The organism is Microvirgula curvata (assembly GCF_054781615.1).
This window is the reverse complement of sequence record NZ_BAAGUB010000011.1, coordinates 1-22,636: the sequence shown is the minus strand read 5'-3', so window position 1 is coordinate 22,636 and position 22,636 is coordinate 1. Positions and strand designations below refer to the sequence as shown.

Annotated in this window: 14 protein-coding genes; 2 read left to right on the top strand and 12 right to left on the bottom strand. The window is 66.2% G+C overall.

All coding sequences use genetic code 11. The features are described 5' to 3' along the window. Positions 1-9 precede the first annotated feature (9 nt). From ACYVG8_RS05885 to hrcA, 4 genes are all read right to left on the bottom strand, one after another. Positions 10-5,196: a hypothetical protein gene (locus tag ACYVG8_RS05885; protein WP_460745161.1), complete on the bottom strand. Its 5,187-nt coding sequence runs from the start codon at positions 5,194-5,196 to the stop codon at positions 10-12. A gap of 237 nt (positions 5,197-5,433) precedes the next feature. Then, complete coding sequence (locus ACYVG8_RS05880; protein WP_460745160.1) at positions 5,434-9,387, bottom strand: autotransporter outer membrane beta-barrel domain-containing protein; 3,954 nt, start codon at positions 9,385-9,387, stop codon at positions 5,434-5,436. A gap of 535 nt (positions 9,388-9,922) precedes the next feature. Further along, a complete protein-coding gene (gene mltB, locus ACYVG8_RS05875) occupies positions 9,923-10,915 on the bottom strand; it encodes a lytic murein transglycosylase B (RefSeq protein ID WP_028500341.1) in 993 nt (330 codons plus the stop codon). A 47-nt stretch (positions 10,916-10,962) separates the two neighbouring features. Further along, the gene (gene hrcA, locus ACYVG8_RS05870; RefSeq protein WP_028500340.1) at positions 10,963-11,982 is read right to left on the bottom strand and encodes a heat-inducible transcriptional repressor HrcA; all 1,020 of its coding nucleotides are present in this window, start codon (positions 11,980-11,982) and stop codon (positions 10,963-10,965) included. A 103-nt stretch (positions 11,983-12,085) separates the two neighbouring features. Here hrcA and ACYVG8_RS05865 point away from each other — a divergent pair, with 103 nt between their 5' ends. Continuing rightward, positions 12,086-12,841 (top strand): competence/damage-inducible protein A, encoded by a 756-nt coding sequence (locus tag ACYVG8_RS05865; RefSeq protein WP_028500339.1) that lies wholly within the window; start codon positions 12,086-12,088, stop codon positions 12,839-12,841. A 4-nt stretch (positions 12,842-12,845) separates the two neighbouring features. Here the strand turns inward: ACYVG8_RS05865 and ACYVG8_RS05860 are convergent, their stop codons facing one another. From ACYVG8_RS05860 to nosZ, 7 genes are all read right to left on the bottom strand, one after another. Then, positions 12,846-13,439 carry a TetR/AcrR family transcriptional regulator gene (locus ACYVG8_RS05860; RefSeq protein WP_036386839.1) on the bottom strand — a complete coding sequence of 198 codons (594 nt, stop codon included), beginning with the start codon at positions 13,437-13,439 and terminating at the stop codon, positions 12,846-12,848. Continuing rightward, complete coding sequence (waaF, locus tag ACYVG8_RS05855; protein WP_107889652.1) at positions 13,414-14,457, bottom strand: lipopolysaccharide heptosyltransferase II; 1,044 nt, start codon at positions 14,455-14,457, stop codon at positions 13,414-13,416. The genes ACYVG8_RS05860 and waaF overlap by 26 nt, the downstream gene beginning before the upstream one ends. Positions 14,458-14,698: 241 nt before the next feature. Further along, positions 14,699-14,902 (bottom strand): zinc-finger domain-containing protein, encoded by a 204-nt coding sequence (locus tag ACYVG8_RS05850; RefSeq protein ID WP_028500337.1) that lies wholly within the window; start codon positions 14,900-14,902, stop codon positions 14,699-14,701. A gap of 74 nt (positions 14,903-14,976) precedes the next feature. Next, positions 14,977-15,900: a branched-chain amino acid transaminase gene (locus tag ACYVG8_RS05845; protein ID WP_028500336.1), complete on the bottom strand. Its 924-nt coding sequence runs from the start codon at positions 15,898-15,900 to the stop codon at positions 14,977-14,979. 97 nt (positions 15,901-15,997) lie between these two features. Then, positions 15,998-18,520, bottom strand: a complete 2,523-nt coding sequence (locus tag ACYVG8_RS05840; RefSeq protein WP_460745159.1) for a filamentous hemagglutinin N-terminal domain-containing protein — start codon at positions 18,518-18,520, stop codon at positions 15,998-16,000. A 145-nt stretch (positions 18,521-18,665) separates the two neighbouring features. Continuing rightward, complete coding sequence (locus ACYVG8_RS05835; protein WP_112692856.1) at positions 18,666-19,103, bottom strand: copper chaperone PCu(A)C; 438 nt, start codon at positions 19,101-19,103, stop codon at positions 18,666-18,668. 197 nt (positions 19,104-19,300) lie between these two features. Then, the gene (gene nosZ / locus ACYVG8_RS05830) at positions 19,301-21,232 is read right to left on the bottom strand and encodes a TAT-dependent nitrous-oxide reductase (protein WP_460745158.1); all 1,932 of its coding nucleotides are present in this window, start codon (positions 21,230-21,232) and stop codon (positions 19,301-19,303) included. 191 nt (positions 21,233-21,423) lie between these two features. Between nosZ and ACYVG8_RS05825 the strand changes: the two genes are divergently transcribed. After that, positions 21,424-21,837 (top strand): c-type cytochrome, encoded by a 414-nt coding sequence (locus ACYVG8_RS05825; protein ID WP_460745157.1) that lies wholly within the window; start codon positions 21,424-21,426, stop codon positions 21,835-21,837. 85 nt (positions 21,838-21,922) lie between these two features. Here ACYVG8_RS05825 and ACYVG8_RS05820 read toward each other — a convergent pair whose 3' ends face one another. Beyond that, the gene (locus ACYVG8_RS05820) at positions 21,923-22,549 is read right to left on the bottom strand and encodes a hypothetical protein (protein ID WP_460745156.1); all 627 of its coding nucleotides are present in this window, start codon (positions 22,547-22,549) and stop codon (positions 21,923-21,925) included. Positions 22,550-22,636: the final 87 nt, after the last annotated feature.

Genomic DNA, 22,636 nt, shown 5'->3' with positions numbered 1-22,636 from the left:
GCCGTTCTCCTAGAACCGGTACAGCCAGTTCGCGGTCATCCCCCGGTCACTTTCTCCGTCGTTGCGGCCCAGATAGCCGTTCAGGCTGAACTGGCTGTGGCGACCGTCATGGCGGAGGCCAAGCCGGCTGTCGTGGTTGAAGCGGCTGCCACTTGCCGGTGCCAGCGCAAAGCGGGCATCCGGCGCGCCGGCCAGACTGGCCTCGCGCTGGCCGGTGTGGCGCAGCAGGGTCGGGCGGGCATGGAACTGCGCGTCCAGCCGCCAGCCGCGCGATTTGCCGTCCCGGCCGTCATGGCTCAGCCGCAGCCCGAGCACCCCGTCCAGCGCCACCTGATGGCGTGATGACAGCCGCAATCCAAAATCGCCGCCATGCCGTTCCTTCAGCGCCCCGTCGCGCTGGTAGCGCAGCTTGACGCCCAGCAGCGGCTCCAGCATCACGCTGCCTGCCTTGCCCGCCAGCGCCAGGTTCACCTGGCTGCCGAGCAGGTCACGGCGATGGTCGGCCTGCGGCTGCCGGCTGGCGTCCTTCTTGTCATGGCGATCCAGGGGGTTGCCATAGCGCAGCGTACGCTGGGTACGGTACTGGTGCAGGACGTAGCCAACATCGCTTTCCAGCGCCAGCCCGGACGACAGGGGCCGTACATGGCGCACGCCGAAGAACTGGCTGTGGCCATCCAGCGCGGCATCCCGGCTCTGGCCGTCCGGCGATACGCGGGCGAAGCCGTAGCGTATTGCCAGCTGCGCCGTGCCCGATTCGAAGCGCTGCTGCAGCGCGAGCATGTCATGGGCCGATGCACCGAGCCGGCTGCCGTGCTGGCCGCGGCCAAGCAGCTTCACGCCGAAGCCGGTCGCGTCCTCGGAGACGGTCCCGGCCATCAGGCCAAAGCGGTGTTCCAGGGCGGCCGTTGACCGCAATGTCCGCTCGATACCGGCACCGGACAGCTGGCGCAGTGCCCGGGTGAATTCGTCGCGGCCCGGCAGTTCCAGGCTGCGGAACAGCGCGTTGCTGCTGTAACTGCGCTCCAGCGCCCCGGCAACCGGTGCCAGCGAGGCATCGGTGATCAGGTCGCGGTAGTCGTTCTTGACCAGCGTCACGCCGATATGACCGTCGGCATCGTAATGACCGTGCGCGCGCCAGACGGCGGAGGTCGCGCGGATATTGCCGGCACCGCTCAGGTTCTTGCCGACAAAGACCTTGTCGAACACCACCTGCCGGGCGGACGTGCCGGCGGTGAAGCGGGTATTGATGGCCACATTGCCGACCGACAAGCCGTCGGCGGACAGGGTGCCGGCGCCGCCGCTGGCCGTGGTGCCGATCTCGTAACCGTCCGGCGACATCTGCCGGGCGGCGGGGGGGCTTTCGGCAATTCTGGCCTGGAAGACGAAGGTCTTGTCCTCCGCGGAGCCGGTGATATCCTGCCCCCGGGTATGGTCGTCCCTGAACCGGGTGCAAGTGCCTCCGTCGCCGCATTGCAGCAGTACCTGGCCGCGATTGATCAGCTTTCCGCCCGACCCGGCAATATGGAAAGCGCTGGACTGTCCGGCATGGACAACGATGGTGCCGGTGCTGTCGTTGACCAGGGTGCCGGTCGCGTCGGGACCGAGCGCCATTGCGACCAGCCCTGTGTGGGGGCTGCCAGGCTGACCGACGTTGATGGTGCCGCGGTTGATCAGTTGTCCGTCGCCATTGCTGAACATGCCGATGGCACGGTCGCCGTTGATCTCCAGGGTCGCCCCGGCGTCATTGAGCAAGTCCAGCCCGTCATGGCTGGCCTGCAGCGCCGCTGTCGTGTCGTGCCCGGTGCTGAAGCGGATCATGCCGCGATTGGCGAACAGGATGCGGGCCGGTCCGGCCGGGTTCTGCGTCCTGAGGACGGCAAAGCCGTCGGATGCCTCCATCGTGCCGGTATTGATGATCTCTCCTTCCGCTTGCCGTCCCTGGCTGAGGGCCAGCAGCGTTTGCGCCGGCGCGCCATGCTGACCCGGCCGGAGTTCCACCCGGATCTCGCCGGCATTCGTGAAACGGTGGTTCCCGGGCTCCAGCGTGGCGCCCGGTGCCATCAGGATCACGCCGCTGCCGGCATTGGTGGCCGGGCCGGGCAGCGACAGCCTGCCCGGATACAGCCGGCCGCTGTTGTCCAGTGCCTGGATGTGGCTCGGATCCGCATGGCTGAGCCGTATCCGGCCCGATGCTTCATTGCTGAGCGGCGCGTCCGCCTGCAGGACCATATTGTCGAGCGTTCCGCTGTTGACCAGCATGGCGTTGTGGCGGGTGACCAGTGTGCCGTTGACCAGCTTGCCGGTGTTGATCAACTGGTCATTGCCCGACAGCGTCAGCGTCAGTCCCCTCAGCATCAGCTTGCCGTCGCTGCGCAGCACGGCGGGCATGTCTACGCCCGGGGAAAACATCGGCTTGTCGGCATTGACGGTGATGCCCTGCGGGGTCAGCGGCAGCCCTTTGCCCAGTGCGAAATCCTCCGTGAGCTCGGCATTGGTGGCGGCGCCCCACTGCGAATGCCCGGCCGATAGCGAGTGCCCCCCCACCCGGACCTTGCCCTGATTGATCAGCATGCCGCCGCTGTCCAGCCGGAATGCCTTGCCGACCGGGGTATCCATGTCGATGCTGCCCTCTCTGGCATTGACGATCAGGCCGCCATTCAGCGCCAGCATGCCGTACAGCCCGTCCGGTGGCGTCTGGACGCCATCGTCACTGACCAGCCGTATCGTGCCCCGGTTCAGCGCCATGCTGCCCTTGCCGGAGGCCGCCATGCCGACACCGGCATTGTGTACGGTGATCTGGCCATCGTTGATGGCGGTGGCATGGATGAGCTGGGGTCCCCCGGTCCCGCCGCTGGCCCGCTGCGAACCCGCCGACATGCCCAGCGCATACTCGTGCGCGGCAAGCGGCTCCCACTGGCCATCCGAACTGGACAGGGCGGAGTCGCGCAGGGTCAGCTGCCTGCCAATGACCGGGTTGACGACAATGCTGCCGAGATTCCGTGCCAGTGTGCGGGTGCGGGGATTGCCCCCATGGGCCGACATGCCGCCGGCGCCGACGCCTTCGGCCCGTATGGTCGAGCCCGCCTCATTGCTGGCCGTGCCGGCATTGACGGCCAGCATGGCCGTGTTGCCGGGACGGGTGGCGTTGAACTGTGACAGGACCAGTGACGGCGAACCGGTCTTGTGGGCGGCGACATTGTTGTCCAGCGAGACGGTCAGCGAGCGCCGGTTGCTTGCCGTCGAGCCTGCATCGATGGCCGCCAGCAGATAGGAACCCTGCAGCGGGCCTGCCATCGTGGCATCGGCCTCGTTCAGCAGCGTCGAGGCGAGCCGTGACGACAGCTGGCTGTTGTTCTCGACCAGTCCCTGGTTGCGGGCGGCCAGGCCCGCCCCGCCGTGCAGGGTCAGGTGGGCGGAGTTGTCCAGGACCGATCCTGCGCCGCTGGCTTCCATCAGCGCGTGGCGGGTGGGGAAGGTGACCGGGTCCATGATCCTCAGCTCGCCGGTCTCCAGGCTGGCACCCTGGACCAGGGTCAGCGTGGCCCCGTTGCTGGCGCGGAACAGGGTCGGTGTGCTGGCGAATGCGCCGCGGATATTGATCTTGTGCTTCAGCAGCACGGAAGATTTGCCATTGACGTCAACCATCAGGCCGGGGTGCAGGCGCAGCAGTTCGTCCGTGTCGCTGATGCCGGCGCGCTGGTTGTCCGTCAGGGGTTTGGTAACCTGACGGTAGAAAACCGGCCCGTTTATCCATACCTGGTTGCCATCCCCCTCTATCCGCAGTCCGTTCGAGCGGGCCGTGATGCCGAAGGTGTTGCCGTGCCGGGCCAGCCAGCGTGGCCTGTCCAGCCTCAGAAGCTGACCATCCAGTCCCAGACTGTTGATGTCGACATGGTTGTCATTGCCCTTGATCCACATGGCCGTCAGCGGCTCGGCCAGTTGCCTGGCCGGCCGCAGCTCGTCCGGTCTGAGCGAGATCGTGCCATCCAGCTCGATCTTGTTGCTGTTGCCGCGGACCTTCACGGCGAAACTGTTGCCGCCCCTGACCCGGATGTCACCGGATGATATTTTTACCAGGTTGCGATGTCCCGTCAGCGCAAGGCCGGTGGCACTGCGGTTCAGCGTCATCCGGCCTTCCATCCGCACGGCGCCGCGATCGCCCGCAAGCGACAGGGCCGTGGCGCTGTGCGTCACGTCGATCTGGCTGTCGGGTTCGGTGTGAAGCAGCGCATTGTTGCCGGTAACCTGTACGCCGTGTCCCTGCGGGGTGTGCAGGTCCAGCCGGCCCTGCTCGATGTAACGGGCCATGTCGCCGGTCAGCCGCGTGCCGGCGGCATGGGCATGCAGCACCTCCATCCGGCCTGAATGCACGACCTCCGCGTCATTGCCGGTGATGTCGATGCCGGTACCTTTGGCGGTAATGCGCGTGTTGCCACTCAGCCTGATCCTGGCGTGGTCACCGCTGAGATGCGCGGCACGCGAATCGTTGTCGTGGATTTCGCTGCTGCCGTGCAGCGTGACCGACAGGTTGTTGCCCGTCCCGGCAATACCGGCCTGGCCCCCGTTCAGCGTGGTTTTGCCCGTGACGGTAACAGCGTTCTGCCCGCCGGAAATGTCCAGCGTCCGGTGCGGGCTGTCCTCTTTGCCATTGATATGGCGATCGTGGCTGATGGTGATGTCCTGCCCTGTTGGCGGTGGTTCATCCACACCCTTTGCCGGTGGTGGCTCCACACCCTTCTGCAGGACCGGCGGCCGCTTTTCTGCTTCCATTGCTACCTGTTCCGGAGCCTGTGGCGTGGTCTGCATGCCGGATGCCGTGCCGCTTGCCGTTGCCGTGACCGGCTGTGCCTTGTGCTGTCCCTCTTCCTTCCCCCCGCTTTTCCCGCCTCCTGCCAGCAGCGAACCGACGACTGCCGCCCCGCCTGCCGCAATGGCCCCGTACCTGAGGGTCAGGTCCGGTTGGGGCCGGGGCTGCCGGGGGCAGGCGTCGCTGTCGGCGCGTTCCGATTCCAGGCAGGGCGGGGGAGCCTCCGGCAAGGTGGTGCGTGCCCGGCTTGTGGCAGGGTGCTCATTCCTTTCCGCCGCTTCACCCAGTGGTGCGCTGCCGACCAGAATGGAAAGGGCGGCGGTCTTGCCAAGGCGAAAACCGGAGACGAGCAGGTGCCGGCCGGTTTTGAACAGAACAGGGGTTGGCATATTGAATCCTTGGTGAAAAAATCAAAGGAATTTCCATGCACCATTTAGTCTCGTTACTCACTGGATGAGAATGGAACGATACTGTTTTTTTATTTGGTACCTTCCTGTTTTTCCTGATGGAATGGGTGAAAGACGAATGGAAAATTCTGAATCGGGATTTAAAGCCGATACCGGAATGAATCCGGGCGGTGACGGAACCGCCTGTCTGTCATCCGCCCCTGCCATTTCTCCTGCGGCTCAGTACAGCAGCCGCCAGTTCGCCATCACGCCGCGGTCCTGACTGCCGTCGTCGCGGCTCAGGTAGCCCTCCAGGCTGAAGCGCCCGTGGCGTCCCTGGTGGCTGAGGCCCAGCCGACCGTCGTAGCCGAAGCGGCGCCGGCCATCCGCCGCCGCCAGGGCAAAGCGGGCATCCGGCGCACCGGCCAGGCTCGCCTCCCGCCGGCCGGCCTGACGCAGCATGGCCGGCCGGCCATGGAACTGTGCATCCAGCTGCCAGCCTCGCGACCGCGAATCCCGCCCGTCATGGCTGAAACGCAATCCCAGCAGCGCCTCCAGCGCCACATCGTGCCGCGACGTCACCCGCAGCCCGAAGGCCCCGGCGTCGCGTTCCCGCAGTGCGCCGTCTCGCTGGTAGCGCAGCCTGACGCCAAGCAGCGGGGTCAGCACCGCACCGCCGACCGGCTGTGCCAGCGCCAGGTTCAGCCGGGCCCCCAGCTGGTCGCGCCGGTGATCGGCCCGCGCCCGGTAATTGACCGCCTTGCTCCCCGTGCCATAGTCGAGCGTGCGCCGGGTGCGGTACTGGTGCAGGAAGTAGTCGAGGTGGCCCTCCACGGCCAGCCCGGTCGTCAGCGGCCGCGCATAGCGGGCGCCAAGGTACTGGCTGCTGCCGTCCAGTCCCTGCTCGCGGTCCTTGCTGCTGCCCGGCGACACGCGGGCAAAACCGTAGCGCACCGCCAGTTGCGCCGTGCCGGGTGCAAAGCGCTGCTGCAGCGCGACCATGTCGTAGGCTGACGCACCCAGCCGGCTGCCGCGTTCGCCGCGCCCGAGCAGCCTGAAGCCGAAGCCGGTGGCATCCTCGGCCACGCTGTCGGCCATCCGGTCGAAACGGTGTTCCAGCGTGGGCACGGCCCGCAGTGACCGGTCAAAGCCGGCGCCGGACAGCTGGCGCAGCGCGCGGGCAAAATCTTCACGCCCCGGCAGTTCCAGGCTGGAGAACAGTCTGCCGCGCCCGTAGCTGCGCTCCAGGGCGCTGGCGACCGGTGCCAGCGACGCGTCGGCAATCAGGTCGCGGTAGTCGTTCTTGACCAGGGTGACGCCGATATCGCCGTCGTTGTCATGGTAGCCCCGCGCTTCCCAGACCACGGTGGTCGAACGGATATTGCCGGCGCCGCTCAGCCCCTTGCCGGTGACGAGCTTGGGATAGTCCTGCTGCCTGGCCGATGTGCCGGCTGTAAAACCGGTATCGATGCGGACGTCGTGGCCAAGCGCCAGATAATCGCCGGACAGCGTGCCGGCGCTGCTGGCGCTGGTACCGATCTGGTAGTGGTCCAGTGAGGTCGACCGGATGCCGGCCGCGCCGGCGCCGCCGCTGGTGGCCAGGAACCGGGGCGGGAAGATCAGGGCCCGGTCCGTTTCGGTGCCGGTCATGTCCCGTGCCCGGGTTGACGCGTCCCTGAAGGTGTCGCACCCGTCTTCCTTGCCGCACTGCAGCAGGATCTTGCCGCGATTGACCAGCGCGCCGTCCGGTCCGGCAATATGGAAAGCGTGGGATTGCCCGGCATTGATGATGATGAGGCCGGTACTGTCGTTGACCAGGGTGCCGGTGGCGTGTGGCCCCAGTGCCATTGCCACCAGACCGGTATGGGGACTGCCCGGCTTGCCGACGGTGATGGTGCCGCGATTGACCAGCTGCGCGTCGGCATCGCTGTACATCCCCACGGCCTTGTCGCCGTCGATCTCGAGCGTGGCCCCGGTATCGTTCAGGATGTCGAGCCCGTTGTGGCCGGCCTCCAGGGCGGTTGTCGTGCGATGCCCGCTGTCGAAGCGGATGGTGCCGCGGTTGATGAATGGCGTGCGGGTCGCGGCGCGCGAGGCGGCAGTCGTCCTGAGGACTGCCACATCATTTGCCATCGTTATCGTGCCGGTGTTGATGATCTCGCGGTCCAGCGCGCTGCGCGGAAGGGTCAGCAGGGCCTGATCCGCGGTGGCAGACTGGTCGGGCCTGAGTGCCGTGCGGATGTCACCGGCATTGCTGAACACGCCGGCATGCAGGAACAGTCCGGCTCCCGGCGTCAGGTGGATCGAGCTCCCCCGGACATTGGTGAACTCTCCGTGCAGCTCCAGCTGACCGGGATACATCCTGCCGGCGTTGTGCAGCGAAAAAGCCAGGCTGGGGCTCGTGCTGCCGAGAATGACGTGACCGTCCGGCTCGTTGTATACCGGGCCGTAAGCACGCAGCACGACCCGGTCGAACAGGTTCCGGTTATGCAGCGCGCTGCCGTGCAGCGTCGTGATCGTGCCATCGCCGATGGTGCCGGTATTGCTCAGGGTGTCCTTGCCAGCCAGGGTCAGACGGTGCCCGTTGAGTGACAGATTGCCCGGATTGCGGAGCGTGGAGGGGGCGGTTTCCGGCTTGATGCCGGGGGAGAACCGCGGCCGCTCCAGCCGGGTGTGGCCATCTTCCGGGCTCAGCAGATCCCCCTCGCCAGCCAGATCGGTGAGTCCGGCGTCGGCGACCGAGCCCCATGCCGGCTCGCCGGGTGCAACCGGCGAATCGAGCAGCAGCACCTTGCCGCGATTCAGCAGCATTCCGCCGTCCAGGCGCCGGAATGCCTTGCCGGCTGGCGTGCTGATTTCGATCGTGCCGTCGTGGTCGTTCAGGATGGTGGCGTGATTCAGTGCCTGCATGCCGAACAGGCTGCCTGCCGGTGTCTCGACGCCGGGGTCGCTGACCAGCCGTATCGTGCCCTGGTTGATGGCCAGCCCGCCTTCGCCGCTGGCCACCATGCCGACACCGGCATTGTGGACGGTAATGGTGCCCTTGTTGATGGCGACGGCATTGATGGCGAACCGCGTGTTCTGGTTGCCTTCGCGCGACCCGACCGACATGCCCGCTGCGTATTCGTACGGGGCGAGGGGGATTTTGTCGCCAGCGTCACCCGTGATGGGAAGGTAATGAACGGAAAGATGGCCGCCGATGGCCGGGTTGACGGTAATGCTGCCCAGATTCCGCGCGATGGAGTGTGGCCGGGACGCGTGGTTGCCGTTACTGGCGCTCATCCCGCCGGCACCGATGCCTTCGGCCTGGATGGTGGCACCTGCCTCGTTGTCCGCCCTGCCGCCATTGAGGGCAACCATGGCGGTGATCCCGGGACGCCTGCCACTGAACTGGGACGGGACGTGGTGGGTGGCCAGGTGGTCGTACTGGTGCGCGGAGACCTCCGTGGACAGTGAGACGAACAATGCCTTGCTGTTGCTGGCTCCGGAACCGTTGCCGATGGCGGCAAGGGCATAGGCCCCCTGCGGCGGTCTTTGCCGGCCATCGGTGCCGGGCCGGGGCGGCGAGGACAACCGGGACGACAGCAGGCCATGGTTCTCGACCCGGGCCTGCCTTACGGCAGCCAGTCCGGCCCCTCCCGGCAGGGTCAGCGTAGCGTTGTTGCGCAGCATCGAGCCCTGGCCGGCCGCCTGCATCAGTGCGTGCCGGGAAGGACGCGAGACCGGGCTGGCCACGTCAAGCCCGGCCGTGTCCAGACTGGCTGCTTCGTCCACGTTCAGCGTGCCGCCGCGATCGACCCGGACGACAGTCGGGGTATGGGGGAAGGTACCGTGGACGCGGATGGTACCTTTCAGCACGACGGTCGTGCCATCGAAGGCGGTGATGGCATCCTGTTCGCTGGAAATGCTGCGGTCGTCGGCAATGACTTCCGGCTGGCTTCCGGGCCTGTCACCGGGCCTGTCACCGGGCCTGTCGTCAGGTTTGTCGCCAGGTTTGGAGGGGCGCTGTGGATCAGGCCCACCCGCGGGAGGAGGGGTACGAGGGCGGCTCGACACCTTGTGGGTGCTGTCTGCGGGGGCCGCCGGGTTGGCCGTGTCCGGGAGAGGCATGGTGTCGACATGCGGCGTGGTGCCGCGGTCTCCACGCGCCGTGATGGCGATACCCGCTGCAGCCAGTCCCGCTACGGCGGCCATGCTGCCATAGCTGACCGGTGGGCGGGCACCCGGTGACGGGGCGGGGCACGGGCCTGTGTATCCGGGCTCGGTCGCGTCGCACGGGGGGCTGTCGGTTTGTGGCGTGGCGTCCTGCCCGCGTGCCCTGACGGGGTCGCCGATCACGTCTGCCGCTTTGCTCAGGGGAGCGCAGCCCATCATGACGGCAATGCCCACGGTGCTGCCGATATGAAGGCCACTGGCATACAGGTATCGGCAGCGCCGGACCAGCCTCCGGCACTGGCGACCTGATACGGAAAGAAACGGGCAGTGCATATATCAGCCTCTTGCGTCTGAATGAAGAAACAAAAACGGCAAGGGTGATATTTAGAGTCAGCGGCTAACGGAATGAAATGAGGGAGTACTGCTTCTGGACAGGTTAATTCTGAATCTGTAATTGGAATTGCCCGGGCAGATAAAGCAGATACTTGTTGTCCGGTAAATAAAACGGGTCGGTAAATACCGTTCGCTACAATGGCGGCAGGAAGCCGGGCCGTCTGCCGCCATTGTTCGCAGTTTATTGCACGGCGAGTTGCGCGCCGCGCCGCTGGGCGATGTCCTGCGACAGCTGGGCGACGGCTGTCGCATACAGCGTGCTCTTGTTGTAGCGGGTGATGGTGTAGAAATTCTGCAAACCGAGCCAATACTGGGTGTTGCCGGCGGAAACTTCCAGCGGGAACACCACGCCGAGCACCGGGTCGGCGATGTCGGCGTCGATCTGCACCCCCATTTTCTTCAGTTCGCCAACGCTGTAGTGCAGGTTGAACTTGTCGGCCGCCAGTGTATCGGCAAGGCCGGCCGGCAGCGCTGCCGGCAGCAGGATGTCGGCACCATGCTGCCAGCCATGCTGCTGCAGGTAGTTGGCGACCGAGCCGATGGCATCGGCCGGTGTGCTCCAGATATCGCGTTTGCCATCGCCGTTCAGGTCCACCGCCCATTTGCGGAAGCTGGACGGCATGAACTGCGGCATGCCCATCGCGCCGGCGTACGACCCCTTGAACGATGTCGGGTCACCGTTCTCGTCGCGTGCCAGGCGCAGGAAGGCGGATAGCTCGCCCTGGAAGTAGTCGGCGCGGCGCGGGTAGTTGAAGCCGATGGTGGCCAGCGCGTCGAGCACGCGGAAGCTGCCCATGTTGCGGCCATAGCCGGTCTCGATGCCGATGATGGCGACAATGACCGCCGGGTCGACCTGGTAGCGGTTCTCCGCCAGTTCCAGCCAGCTCGCGTTCTGTTGCCAGAAAGCGGCGCCTTCGCTGGCGAGCCGGGTGTTCACGTGGGCCGGGCGAAACTGGTACCACGGCCGGGCGGTGCTCGGGCGGTCGAGAATGCCGACGATGTTCGGCTTGATCACGGCCTGGCGCAGTGCGTCGGCCACTGCCGCGCGGTCGAGTCCCTGCTCTCTGGCCGTGCGCTCCACGAAGGCCTGGGCCTCGGGACGGGCGAGCAGCGCCTCGTCGGCGAAGGCGGGGGCGGCGAGCGCGAAGAGGGCGGGGAGCAGCAGACGTTTCATTACAGCATCCTGTCGGAATGGCGCCATCGGCGCCGGTCAAAGGGAATTCAGGAGTGGGACAGCGCGCCGGACACCAGCCGGGCGGTGATGTCGACGATCGGGATCACCCGTTCGTAGGCCATGCGTGTCGGGCCGATCACGCCCAGCGTGCCGACCAGCTGGCCATTGATCGAATACGGTGCGGTGACCACCGAACAGCCGTCCAGCGTGTGGACGCCGGATTCGTCGCCGATGAACAGCTGCACGCCCTGGGCGCCGCGGCTCTGGCTCAGCAGACGCAGCAGTTCGGTCTTGTGCTCGAACATGTCGAACAGCTGACGCAGCGAACCGAGGTCGCTGGTCAGTTCGTCGATGGTCAGCAGATTGCGTTCGCCACTGACCACGACCGTGTCGGCCTGGCTGTTCAGCGAGTTCTTGCCGGCATCGATGGCCGCACTCATCAGCCGGGCGATATGCCCCTGCAGCCGGGCCAGTTCGCTTTCCAGTTCGACAGTGATGGTGGCGAGCGACTGGCCGGCGTAGTGGCGATTGAGGAAATTGGCCGCCTCGGTCAGTTCGGATGCGGTGTAGTCGCGTTCGGTGAACAGCAAATGGTTCTGCACATCGCCAAGCTGGGTGACGATGATCAGCAGCACGCGGCGGTCGGACAGACGCAGGAATTCGATCTGGCGGAAGGCCATGTCGGCACGCTGCGGCGTGACCACCACGCTGGCGAAATGGGTCAGGTCGGACAGCAGTTGCGAGGCGGCGGCGACCAGCCGCGCCGGGCTGTCGGGGTGCAGCTCGTGTTCCATCTGCTGGCGGGCGATATGGTCGATCGGCTGGATGGTCAGCAGGTTGTCGACGAACACGCGATAACCCCTGGCGGTCGGTACCCGTCCGGCGGAGGTGTGCGGGCTGACGATCAGTCCCATCGACTCCAGGTCGGCCATGATGTTGCGGATGGTCGCCGGGCTGATGTCGAGACCGGAAATCTGGGTCAGCGTCCGCGAACCGACCGGCTGGCCGTCAGCGATATAGCGTTCGACAAGCGATTTGAGCAGGCGTTGCGCGCGTTCATTGAGCATGCAGGGATTTTACGCGACGGTGAGGGAATCGGGACAGGTCATTGTCAGGAAAGACCGGGAGAGATAGATTGCCCGCTCCATTCACGGCCACGGAGTCGACCTCATGAAGGTAGGCGCAATCATCATCGGCGACGAACTGTTGTCCGGCAAGCGGCAGGACAAGCATCTGCAGGCGCTGATCCGCATTCTGGCCGCACGCGGCATGCGGCTCCACTGGGCCGAGTATCTGGCGGACTCCCCGGAGGCCATTACCGCGACGCTCAAGCGCACGCTGGCAGGGGACGATCTGGTGTTCAGCTTTGGCGGCATCGGCGCCACGCCGGACGATTACACCCGGGCCTGCGCAGCGGCGGCGGCCGGCGTGGAGCTGGAAACGCATGCCGACGGCCGTGCGATTCTTGAGGCGCGTTTTGGCGAGGAGGCCTATCCGCACCGGATTCACATGGTCGATTTTCCGACCGGCAGCCGGCTGATTCCGAACCCGGTCAACCAGATTCCGGGCTTCAGCGTCGGCAATCATCACTTCGTGCCGGGGTTTCCGAGCATGGCATGGCCGATGATCGAGTGGGTGCTCGATACCCATTACCGGGGGCTGTTCAACGACGAACCGGATGTCGAGCACGGTTTTGTCGCCCTGCAGGCGCGCGAAGGCGACCTGATCGGGCTGATGGAGGAGATGGTCGCCCGCTACCCGGCGCTGCGCCTGTCGTGCCTGCCAAGCTTCGGCACCGCCGACCTGCCGCCGCATATCGAGTTCGGCCTGACCGGTGCGCCGGCGCTGGTCGATATCGGTGTCGGCGAGCTGCGCCGCGCGGTCGAGGCACGCGGCTATGAGACGCGGGACCGCAAACCGCGCTAGCCGGTTACTGGCCGTCCGGCGGCGGCAACAGGATGTCGAGCATCTGCTGTGCCAGCTGCTCGACGCTGAGGTCGCCGTCGCGCTTGTACCACTGCACGCTCCACTGCAGCGAGCCCAGCACCATGCGGCGCAGCAGGCGCGGGTCTTCGGCGCGGATCAGGCCGGCGGCGACGGCTTCTTCCAGCGCCGACTGCCACAGGTCCTCGTAGCGGTCGCGCAGCACGATCAGGCCCGGTTTCTGTTCCGGCGACACGCTGCGCCACTCGTACAGCATCACTTCCAGTGCGGCCTGGTTTTCACCGAGCAGCGAGTGCAGGTGGACGTTGACCAGGGCTGCCACTTTTTCGCGCGGCGACGTGGCCGCCGCCAGTGCGGCGCGCAGCTGCTCGGTGGTGCTGGTGATGCCGAGCGCCATCACCGCGACCAGGATCTCTTCCTTGGTGCGGAAATGATAGAACAGACTGCCCGACTGGAGCCCGACGGCATTGCCGATATCACGGACTGTGGTGCGTTCGAAGCCGCGGTCGCGGAACAGACCGGCGGCGACGCGCACCAGTTCGGATTTACGGCTGTTATCGTCCTGGACGGGCAAAATCATTCGTTTTTCTGGCAATGGCTTGATCGAGTGCGGACCATACCATATCGGCCCCCAGCTTGTTGAGGCAGTCCATATGGCCGAGCGGACAGACGCGCTCGAAGCACGGGCTGCAATCGAGGCTGAGGGTCACGATCTCGGCATGTTCGGACAGCGGCGGGGTGAAATCGGGGCTGGAGCTGCCATAGATGGCGACCAGCGGCAGGTCCAGGGCCGCGGCGATATGCATCAGGCCGGAGTCGTTGCAGATGGCGACCTGCGCCAGTGACAGCAGGTCGATGGCCTCGTCGAGCTGGGTTACGCCGCACAGGTTGACCACACTGTCCTCGCCGGCCAGACGCACGATTTCGTCGGCGATGTCCCGGTCCTTGCCCGAGCCGAAAATCCAGACCTGCATGCCGGCATCGCGGCACTGCTGCGCCAGGGTGGCGAAATGGCGGGCCGGCCAGCGTTTGGCCGGGCCGTATTCGGCGCCGGGACAGAAGGCGACCACCGGGGTGCCGGCATCGAGACCGAGCCGGGCCACGGTGGCGGTCTGCGACGCGGGGTCGGTGCGCAGGCGCGGGTGCGGAATCGGTCGTTGCGGCAGCTGGCCGCGATCTTCGCCGAGGGCGACAAAGCGGCCGACCATGTCCGGCAGGGCTTTTTCGTCCAGCTCGCGCAGGTCGTTCAGCAGGCCATAGCGCATTTCGCCGATATAACCGGTACGCCGTTTTGCGGCGGTGGCGAACGGAACCAGTGCCGATTTCAGTGAATTCTGCAGCACGATGACCTGATCGAAGTGTTCGCGGGCCAGTTTGCGGCCCAGTCGAAGACGGTCGATCAGCTTCAGCGTGCCATGGCCGAACGGATTCAGGTGCGACCGGGCGACTTCCGGCATGCGCGCCAGCACCGGCAGCGTCCAGGCCGGGGCGAGGACGTGCAGCTCAAGCCCGGGATGACGCTCATGCAGGCGGCGGTACAGCGGCTGTGCCATGACGGCATCGCCGACCCAGGCGGGGGAACAGACAAGGATCTTCATAAATGGCAAAAGACGCGATCCCCCGTGGGGTGGCGTGCAGTCACGCCCGCTACCACGGGTGAAGCGGAGCGCCTTCGCGGGGCGAAGGCCGGGGGTAACGGCATCGCGGACTGCCGATGCCGTCGCCGTTTTCGGATCGCCCCGTCCGGCCTGGCGGCCGGCATGGGCGAAAGCCGGATTATAGAGGCATTGCCCCGGGCCAACGCAGTTCGCGTTGCCCCCGCGCGGCGCGGGCCGCGCGTCAGTGGCCGCTCGGCAGCGGGCCGGTCAGTTTGTACTCGGTGCCGCAGTACGGGCATCTGGAGACGCCGCCCTGCTGCTGGATCGGCAGGAATACGCGCGGGTGGGCGTTCCATTTGACCATGCCCGGCATCGGACAGTGCAGCGGCAGGTCATGCGCGGTGATCTCGATGAAGTTGGCGCGGTTTTCTTTCAATTCAGCCATTTGCAGATTCGGTTCCGTACAGGGGTGGGCGGGAGCGGGAACGCGCGGGCGGCGTTTCCGCGTCCGGATAACGTTTACTTGACCAGGGTCAGCCACTCGCGGTGACTGGCGTCCTGACCCTTCACGCAGGCGAAGTAGCGGGACTGGATCTCGGTCGTGACCGGGCCACGGCTGCCGGCGCCGATCTGGCGGCCGTCGAGTTCGCGGATCGGCGTGATTTCGGCGGCGGTACCGGTGAAGAACGCTTCGTCGGCACTGTAGACTTCGTCGCGGGTGATGCGCTTTTCGACCAGTTGCAGGCCCATTTCCCCGGCGATGGTCACCACGGTATCGCGGGTGATGCCCTCCAGCGCGCTGGTCAGGTCCGGCGTGTACAGCTTGCCCTTGCGGACGATGAACACGTTCTCGCCGGAGCCTTCGGCCACATAGCCGTCAACGTCCAGCAGCAGCGCTTCGTCATAGCCGTTGCTGATGGCCTCGTTGTTGGCCAGGATCGAGTTCATGTAGTTGCCGTTGGCCTTGGCCTTGCACATGGTGATGTTCACGTGGTGGCGGGCGAACGAGCTGGTCTTGACGCGGATGCCGCGGTTCATGCCTTCCTCGCCGAGGTAGGCGCCCCATTCCCAGGCAGCCACGATCACGTGCACGTCGCCCTTCGGCGGTGCGACGCCGAGCTTGCCCGAACCGTAGAACGCCATCGGGCGGAAGTAACACGACTTCAGCTTGTTGGCCCTGACCACATCGAGGTGGGCGGCGTTCAGTGCCGCCTTGTCGAACGGCATGTCGATGCCGAGGATGTGCGCCGAGCGGAACAGGCGGTCGGTATGGTCCTGCAGGCGGAAAATGGCCGGGCCTTCGGCGGTTTCGTAGGCGCGGACGCCTTCAAACACGCCAAGACCATAGTGCAGCGTGTGCGTCAGCACATGAGTGGTGGCTTCGCGCCATGGCACGAGCTTGCCGTCGAACCAGATGAATCCGTCGCGGTCAGCCATCGACATAGTGTTCTCCCCTTTTTGATCTGTAGACATTGCCAAGGATTATAGCGCTGTAGAACCGCTTTTTGGATGGGGGGAAATCGCTGCGGCACAAGCGCTTTCAGCGGAAAACGGGCGCGCCGTCCTCTTGCCGGTCACGCCGGCTCGCACCGGCATCCCGACCGCGGCCGGGCAGGGTGCCGAGGTCGATCCGCCCGTCGGCCCCCAGACTGAAAAGTCCGGGGTGCACGCGTCCGGTCAGCCGTGCCATCTGCATGGCCGACAGTACCACACCGGGAATCAGCTGCCAGTCGTGCGCGGGCAGAAGTGTTTGCGCCAGCCGGGCGTGGTAGCGGGCCTCATCGGCATGGTGACTGGTGTCGAAACGTCGGCCGGTCAGTTGTGCACGCCGCTCGCGCTCTTCTTGCTGCGCACGGAAGCGGTCGTGCAGCCATGGCGGGAAAGGGGGAGCCGGCCCCCCGGCCGTTTCCGGCGCGGGGGGGGCTGGCACCCAGGCCGTCTCCGGCGCAGGGGCGGTTGTCTCCGGCGCAGGGGCGGTTGTCTCCGGCGCGGGGGCGGTCGGTTCCGGCGCCGGCGGGCGGGCCGGAACGATGACCGGCCTGTCGGCCAGATTGGCGAGAATCAGGCTGTCGTCGTTGGTCAGCCGCCCGGTGTCCAGCAGCATCGGCCCGCCGGACAGGATGCGGGCCGGTATCGATGTGCCGGATTCCCGGTTGCGGAGATTGTGCAGGCGGGTTGCCCGCAGGATCAGCCTGCCGAGCGCCTCGAAGGTGGCGCCCCGGTTGACGACGCTTCCGGCCCGGCCGCTGGCATGGTCATTGTCATCCAGCCCGCCCCCGATCAGCAGGTCACCGGCGCTGAAGATCCGGGCATGCGGATGGTTGTCCAGCGACTGCACGCCGATATCCAGGCGGTCGCGGGCGGTGATCATGGCGGCATGGCTGTTCCCGGCATCGTTGCTCAGCCGGCTGGCCCCGATATGGACGCGGCGGCCGTCGATCAGCCCCAGGTTCTCCACCCTGCCGGTCGAGGATAACCGGATGACGTCGCCGCCGAGCAGGCCGGCATTGGCAAGGTGGGCGCTGGACAGCGTCAGCCGGCGGCCCGTTTCCATTCGCCCCAGATTGAGGAGGATGCCGCCGACCCGTGCGGTGGCATCCCCCCCTGCCCGCAGCGTGCCGCCGTGACTGAGGTCGCCATGCACGGCCAGATGGAAATCACCGCCACTGTACAGCCGGCCGTCACCATCGAACTGGTCGGCATGGATGGTCAGCTGCCGGCCGGCATGCAGCTCGCCGTCGTGATTGACGATGCCCCGCAGCGGGGTGGAAGGGGTCCCGATGGCCAGCCTGCCGCCTGCACGGATATGCCCCTGGCGGTTGCCCAGGTGACTGCTGCCGTTCAGGCTCAGGTCCTCCCGGGCGTCCAGCCCCCCGTTCCGGTTGTCGAGCGTTGCCTGGCGGGCATCGATGACGAGTTGCTGTCCGGCAATGGTGCCGCCCCGGTTGTCGATGCCGTCGCTGGTGAGAACGATCCGCCCTGCGGCCTTGATCCGGCCCGCCCGGTTGCCGATCCCGCCGGCGCGGGCCGTCATGTCCAGCGCCCCGGCTGTCGATTCGATGCGCCCCCCGGCGTTGTTCAGCCGTGCACCGTCCAGCGAGATGTTCCCGCGGGCGGTGAGGATTCCGCCGCGGTTGTCGAGTCGTTCGTGGCTGTGCAGCCGGGCGCTGCCCTCGCTGTGCACCGTGCCGCTGACTTCCAGCCGGCCGTCGGCATGCAGCACCAGTCCGCCGTCGCCGGCGGTGACCTTGCCGCCAAGGTTGACGCCAACGCCGTGCTCGGTGCCGGTCAGGAAGATCTTGCCGGCATACATGCCGCCGAGCAGGGCCGAATCCAGCGCGAACTGCGGCCGGGTGGCCGCGTCGGCGGCCTCTGCGGTCACGCTGTCGCCGTCGGCGCTGATGCGGTTGGCGCCGGTTACCACCCGCAGGTGCCTGGCCCACAGCCCGGCGTTGATTTCGACCGCGCGGGCAAAGATCGCGGTGTGGCTGCTCAGGCCGGCATACAGCCCGGCGCCCTCGATACGCACCGTGCCATTGCTGACACGAAAGCTGTCCAGATTGCCCTGCGGGCCGGGCTGCGGCCGGCCGGTACTCAGCGTGCTGCGGTCGGCATTGATGAAACCGCAGCCGGCGCAGGTGATGCCGGACGGGTTGGCGACGATGACGTCGGCGCGCGGACCGGCCACTTCCAGCAGGCCGCGCAGCAGGCTGGGCTGGCTGCTGTTGACCTCGTTGATGATCAGCCGGGCACTGCCGCTGGCCAGGGCCGGATTGCCGCGCACCCGGCCACCAAGCTCGGTCTGCACATCGTGGCGGGCGTTGTTGAGGATGGCGCCGCGCGGGCCGACGTCGAACTGGCGGTAATGGTTGTGCGAAACGCCAGCGGCGTTGGGGGTCTGGATGTCGACCTGCGGCAGGCCGCTGGCGGTGCGCTGCACCACCGGCTGCTGCGTGCTCGCGGCCCCCGGGTCGGCGACGATGCCGTCAGCCTGTGCGGACAAGACCGTGCCCGGCGTCAGCAGGGCGAGAAACAGCGGCGGAAAATGGGTCGGTAAAGTCATGCGCAGTCATGCCGTAGCCGGTTGGAGAAACGACGTAGGCTACGTACTTGACCTGCTCATGCCAGCACCATAATTCTGGAATGTATTTAGGAATAATCCTGTTTTTGAGCCGTGTTTGCTGGTGTCCGCACACGGCGCCCGCGCTTTACGGCGCCCGGACTTCCAGCGTGGTCGACACGGTTTCGGTCCGGCCGCCGCTGTTGATTGTCAGCGACAGCGGCAAGCGGTCGCCGACCGCCAGCGGTGTACGCAGGCCGATCAGCATCAGGTGGATGCCGTCATGGCGCATCTGCAGCGGGCGGGCCGGCTGCAGGGCGACGGCTCCCAGCCGGCGCATGCCGAAGCGACCCTGTGCGTCGACAAAGCTTTCATGGATTTCGATCCGGCCGACGCGCGGGCTGCTGGCGGCGACCAGTTGCGCAGTGGCCGTCGTGTTCAGGGTGATGAAACCGGCGCTGCCGTACTGACCGGCGCGGGTGCGCCATGCCCAGCCGTCACGGGCGGTGACCGTGGCGGAATCGGCCAGCGCCGGCATGCACAATAACGTCAGGGCGATGGCCAGGCAGGACAGGAGGCGCTGCATGCGGGATACCTTCTGAATGAAATGAGCAGATGAAAAAAGGAGGCCCCTGCTCAGGGCCTCCTGTCAAACCGGCCATGCTTCGCCGTGCCACTGGCACCATCGAAGCCGGTACGCGGAGCCTCTGACCGGACACCCCGCGGCCGTGCTGTGGCCGGAAAACGGGCGCGCCTTGACACGCCCGCCGTGAACGGAGCTCCTCAACGCCGTTCGACGATCATGCGGCTGCGCATCTCCAGGTGCAGCGCGTGGCAGAAGTGGGTGCAATAGCACCAGAACACGCCGGGCTTGTCGGCCTTGAAGGTGACCGACTTGGTTTCCTGCGGATTGACGACGAAGTTGATGTCGTACATTGGAATGCCGAAACCGTGGGTCAGATCCTCGACCTTGTCGTGGTTGGTCAGGAAGATGGTGACTTCGTCGCCCTGCTTGACCTTGAATTCGCGCATCGAGTACGCCGGTGCCTGGCTGGCCAGGTAGATGGTGACCTTGTTGCCGCTGCGTTCGATGCGCTGGCTCTTCGGGTCCTTCACCGCATTCGGGAAGTCATCCATGTTGTAGACCTGGCGGGTCTTGATCACGTCACGGCGGATGCCGATGGCGTCATGCGGCTCCGAGTAGGCCGGGTGGTCGGCCACCAGCACCATCTTGTCGCCGCTGATGTCGATCAGCTGCTCGGTTTCTGCATGCAGCGGCCCCACCGGCAGGAAACGGTCCTTGGAGAACTTGTTGCCGGAGTTGAAGAACTTGCCGTCGGCTTCCTTGGTTTCGCCCATCGTGGTCCAGCCGTGACCCGGCTGGTAATGAACGTCGATGCGGTCGACCACCGGCTGGGCGGTCTTGTCGCCCTTGAACTGCTTGATGGCCGCGTCGATGTTCCATTTGACGATCTGGCTGTCGAGGAACAGCGTGGTGTACGCGTTGCCACGGCCGTCAAAGGCGGTGTGCAGCGGGCCGAGGCCGATTTCCGGCTCGGCGACCACGCAGTCGCGCTGGGTCTTGAGTTCACCGTCGAACCACTTGTGCACCAGCGCCAGTTCGATCAGCGACGCGGTCGGCGACAGCTTGCCCGAGCAGGCGAAGTACTTGCCGTCCGGGCTGGCGTTGACGCCGTGCGGGTTCTTCGGCACCGGCACGTAGCAGGTCAGCGCGGTTTTCGGGTCGGCGTTCTTGGCGGCGCGGCCATCGACCACCGGCACCTTGGAGGTCCCGATGGTGGTGAACTTGCCGGCCTTGACCGCTTCTTCGATGCGGGCAATGTTGAAGAACACGCAGGCATCGCGCTCGGCCGACATCATGTCTTCATAGTGGATGCCGTTTTCGGTGTTGTACTGGTTCGATGCGGCCAGCTTGCCGTCATAGCTGGTCGCGACCAGGTCCATGTTGCCGTCGACGTGAACCTGCCAGCGCACTTCCATGGTCTCGGCATCGAGGCAGGAGAACAGGCAGCCGTACTTTTCCGGCGCATCCACATCCGCACCGTTGTTCGGCAGCGGGATATGGAATTCGGCACCGGCGAACACGCGGGTGGTGTAGTTGATGGCCGGATCGACCGGGTCGCGCTTGTCCGGGAAAATGCCGTGATGGCCCTGCACGTTCGGCACGTCAGTAATCTTGTCGCACTCGAAGGTGTCGCCGCGGACACGGGCCACGCGGGCGTTCAGCTTGTCGTTGACCCAGAAGAACTTGCCGTCGTAGGTGCCATCCTTGTACGACCCGTGGATATGGTGGGTGTCGCCGGTCTTGAACTTCAGCTGACCGTCGGGACGGGTGCCGAGAATGGCCTTGGACTCGTTGGTGATGCCCCAGCCGCTCATGCAGTCGATGTTGAATACCGGAATGCGCTTGAATTCCCGTCCCGACGGCAGACCGTAGATGCGGCACTCGCCGGAGTGACCGCCGGAGCTGATGATGTAGTAGTCATCGAGCTGGCCGGGCGGGACGTCGTACTTGCCATGCGAGGCGGCCGATGCGGCACCGGCGGCGGCCGGCTTGGCTGCATTGTCGCCTTCCGGCTTCTTGCAGGCGGCGAGGCCTACGCTCAGTCCTGCGCCGGCGAGGCCGGCCAGTGCGGATTTTCCCAGGAAGGAACGGCGACTCGGGTCATGGGGCAGGAGTTCTTGGTCGGACATGATGGGGGTCCTGTGGGCAAGTGGAGAAGGGCGACAACTGCGTCAAAATGTCGCAGCCATTTTGTACCTGCCTGTCATTCCGGATCATTGACCGCCATCAAGTGAAAATCCTGAATAAATACTTAATCTGCGTGAGATCGCTGCATATTGCGTGCGGGATGCCGTTTTTTATTCTTTTGTCAGGATTGCCGATGTCTCCGATTCGTTCCCTCGCCCTGTTGTCCCTGCTCGCCGCGCTGAGCGCCTGTGGTGGCCAGCAGGAAAAAGCCCCTGCCGCAGCCGAGGCCCCGGCCGCTCCGGCCGCTCCGGTCGCCGAAGCCCCGGCCGCCGCCCCGGCCGCCAGCACCGAAGTCGCTGCCGGCGAAGCGGTGTTCAAGAAAACCTGCGCCATGTGCCACCAGACCGGTGCGGCCGGCGCGCCGAAACTGGGCGACAAGGCCGACTGGGGTCCGCGTCTGGCACAGGGCAAGGACACGCTGTACAAGCACGCGCTGGAAGGCTTCAACGGCAACAAGGGCGCGATGCCGGCCAAGGGCGGCAACCCGTCGCTGTCCGACGATGACGTCAAGGCCGCTGTCGACTTCATGGCCGGCAAGAGCGCCTGACACGATTGAATCCTGCCCCTTTGCGACATGGGCGGGATTTCCGGACAAGCTGACGGGGCCGTGAGGCCCCGTTTTTCATGCCCGCTCAGCTGTCGTGCAGGCTGTCGAAGGCATCCGGCCCCGTGGCCAGCGTGTCGAGCAGCCAGCCCAGCAGCACCGGCACATCGGTCAGTGGCAGGTCGATCGGGCGTGGCAGGCGGTCCGGGGCCCGGTACAGCACCGGCGAGGTGGCGGACAGCCGCGACAGCCGCCAGTCGCGATTGTCCGGCGCCAGCCAGGCGGCTTCCCAGCATGCCGGTGACGCCATGCGCAGCCACATCCCGACGCCATCCACATCGAGCAGCTCGACGGCATCCAGCCGGCGCAGTGCGCCGCCCGGATAGCGGTCGGCATGCCGTTGTTCGACCAGTTCGACCAGGCAGGCATGCGGGCTGTCGTCTTCCAGCATCGTGCCGCGCAGGCGGGCGGCCAGCACGGCCCGCACCCGCTCGCTTTCGGCCTGCAGCACCGAGGCACGGATGGCGACGGTGTCCTCGTCCTCCGCCCGCCGGCCTGCCGTGATGTCGTGAATCAGCGCATCGGCCGATGCCGCGTCAGCCGCGGCCAGTGCCGCCTTGCCGGCTTCGCGCAGCTCATACTGCAGCCGCGCCAGCGCTTCGACCTCTGCCGCCACTTCCGGCTGCAGGTCGCGAAAGAAATCCGGGTTGGACATGGCGTCACATCCCCTGGTCTTTGAGTACGCCGCCGTCGAGCTTGATCATCTCCGGCGTGACTTCGTTGAAGGCGTAAACCTTGCCGC

Coding starts and splice junctions, on each gene's coding strand:
- ACYVG8_RS05885 (WP_460745161.1), bottom strand. CDS start 5,196: ATGCCAACCCCTGTTCTGTTCAAAACCGGCCGGCACCTGCTCGTCTCC.
- ACYVG8_RS05880 (WP_460745160.1), bottom strand. CDS start 9,387: ATGGCCGCCGTAGCGGGACTGGCTGCAGCGGGTATCGCCATCACGGCG.
- mltB (WP_028500341.1), bottom strand. CDS start 10,915: ATGAAACGTCTGCTGCTCCCCGCCCTCTTCGCGCTCGCCGCCCCCGCC.
- hrcA (WP_028500340.1), bottom strand. CDS start 11,982: ATGCTCAATGAACGCGCGCAACGCCTGCTCAAATCGCTTGTCGAACGC.
- ACYVG8_RS05865 (WP_028500339.1), top strand. CDS start 12,086: ATGAAGGTAGGCGCAATCATCATCGGCGACGAACTGTTGTCCGGCAAG.
- ACYVG8_RS05860 (WP_036386839.1), bottom strand. CDS start 13,439: ATGATTTTGCCCGTCCAGGACGATAACAGCCGTAAATCCGAACTGGTG.
- waaF (WP_107889652.1), bottom strand. CDS start 14,457: ATGAAGATCCTTGTCTGTTCCCCCGCCTGGGTCGGCGATGCCGTCATG.
- ACYVG8_RS05850 (WP_028500337.1), bottom strand. CDS start 14,902: ATGGCTGAATTGAAAGAAAACCGCGCCAACTTCATCGAGATCACCGCG.
- ACYVG8_RS05845 (WP_028500336.1), bottom strand. CDS start 15,900: ATGTCGATGGCTGACCGCGACGGATTCATCTGGTTCGACGGCAAGCTC.
- ACYVG8_RS05840 (WP_460745159.1), bottom strand. CDS start 18,520: ATGACTTTACCGACCCATTTTCCGCCGCTGTTTCTCGCCCTGCTGACG.
- ACYVG8_RS05835 (WP_112692856.1), bottom strand. CDS start 19,103: ATGCAGCGCCTCCTGTCCTGCCTGGCCATCGCCCTGACGTTATTGTGC.
- nosZ (WP_460745158.1), bottom strand. CDS start 21,232: ATGTCCGACCAAGAACTCCTGCCCCATGACCCGAGTCGCCGTTCCTTC.
- ACYVG8_RS05825 (WP_460745157.1), top strand. CDS start 21,424: ATGTCTCCGATTCGTTCCCTCGCCCTGTTGTCCCTGCTCGCCGCGCTG.
- ACYVG8_RS05820 (WP_460745156.1), bottom strand. CDS start 22,549: ATGTCCAACCCGGATTTCTTTCGCGACCTGCAGCCGGAAGTGGCGGCA.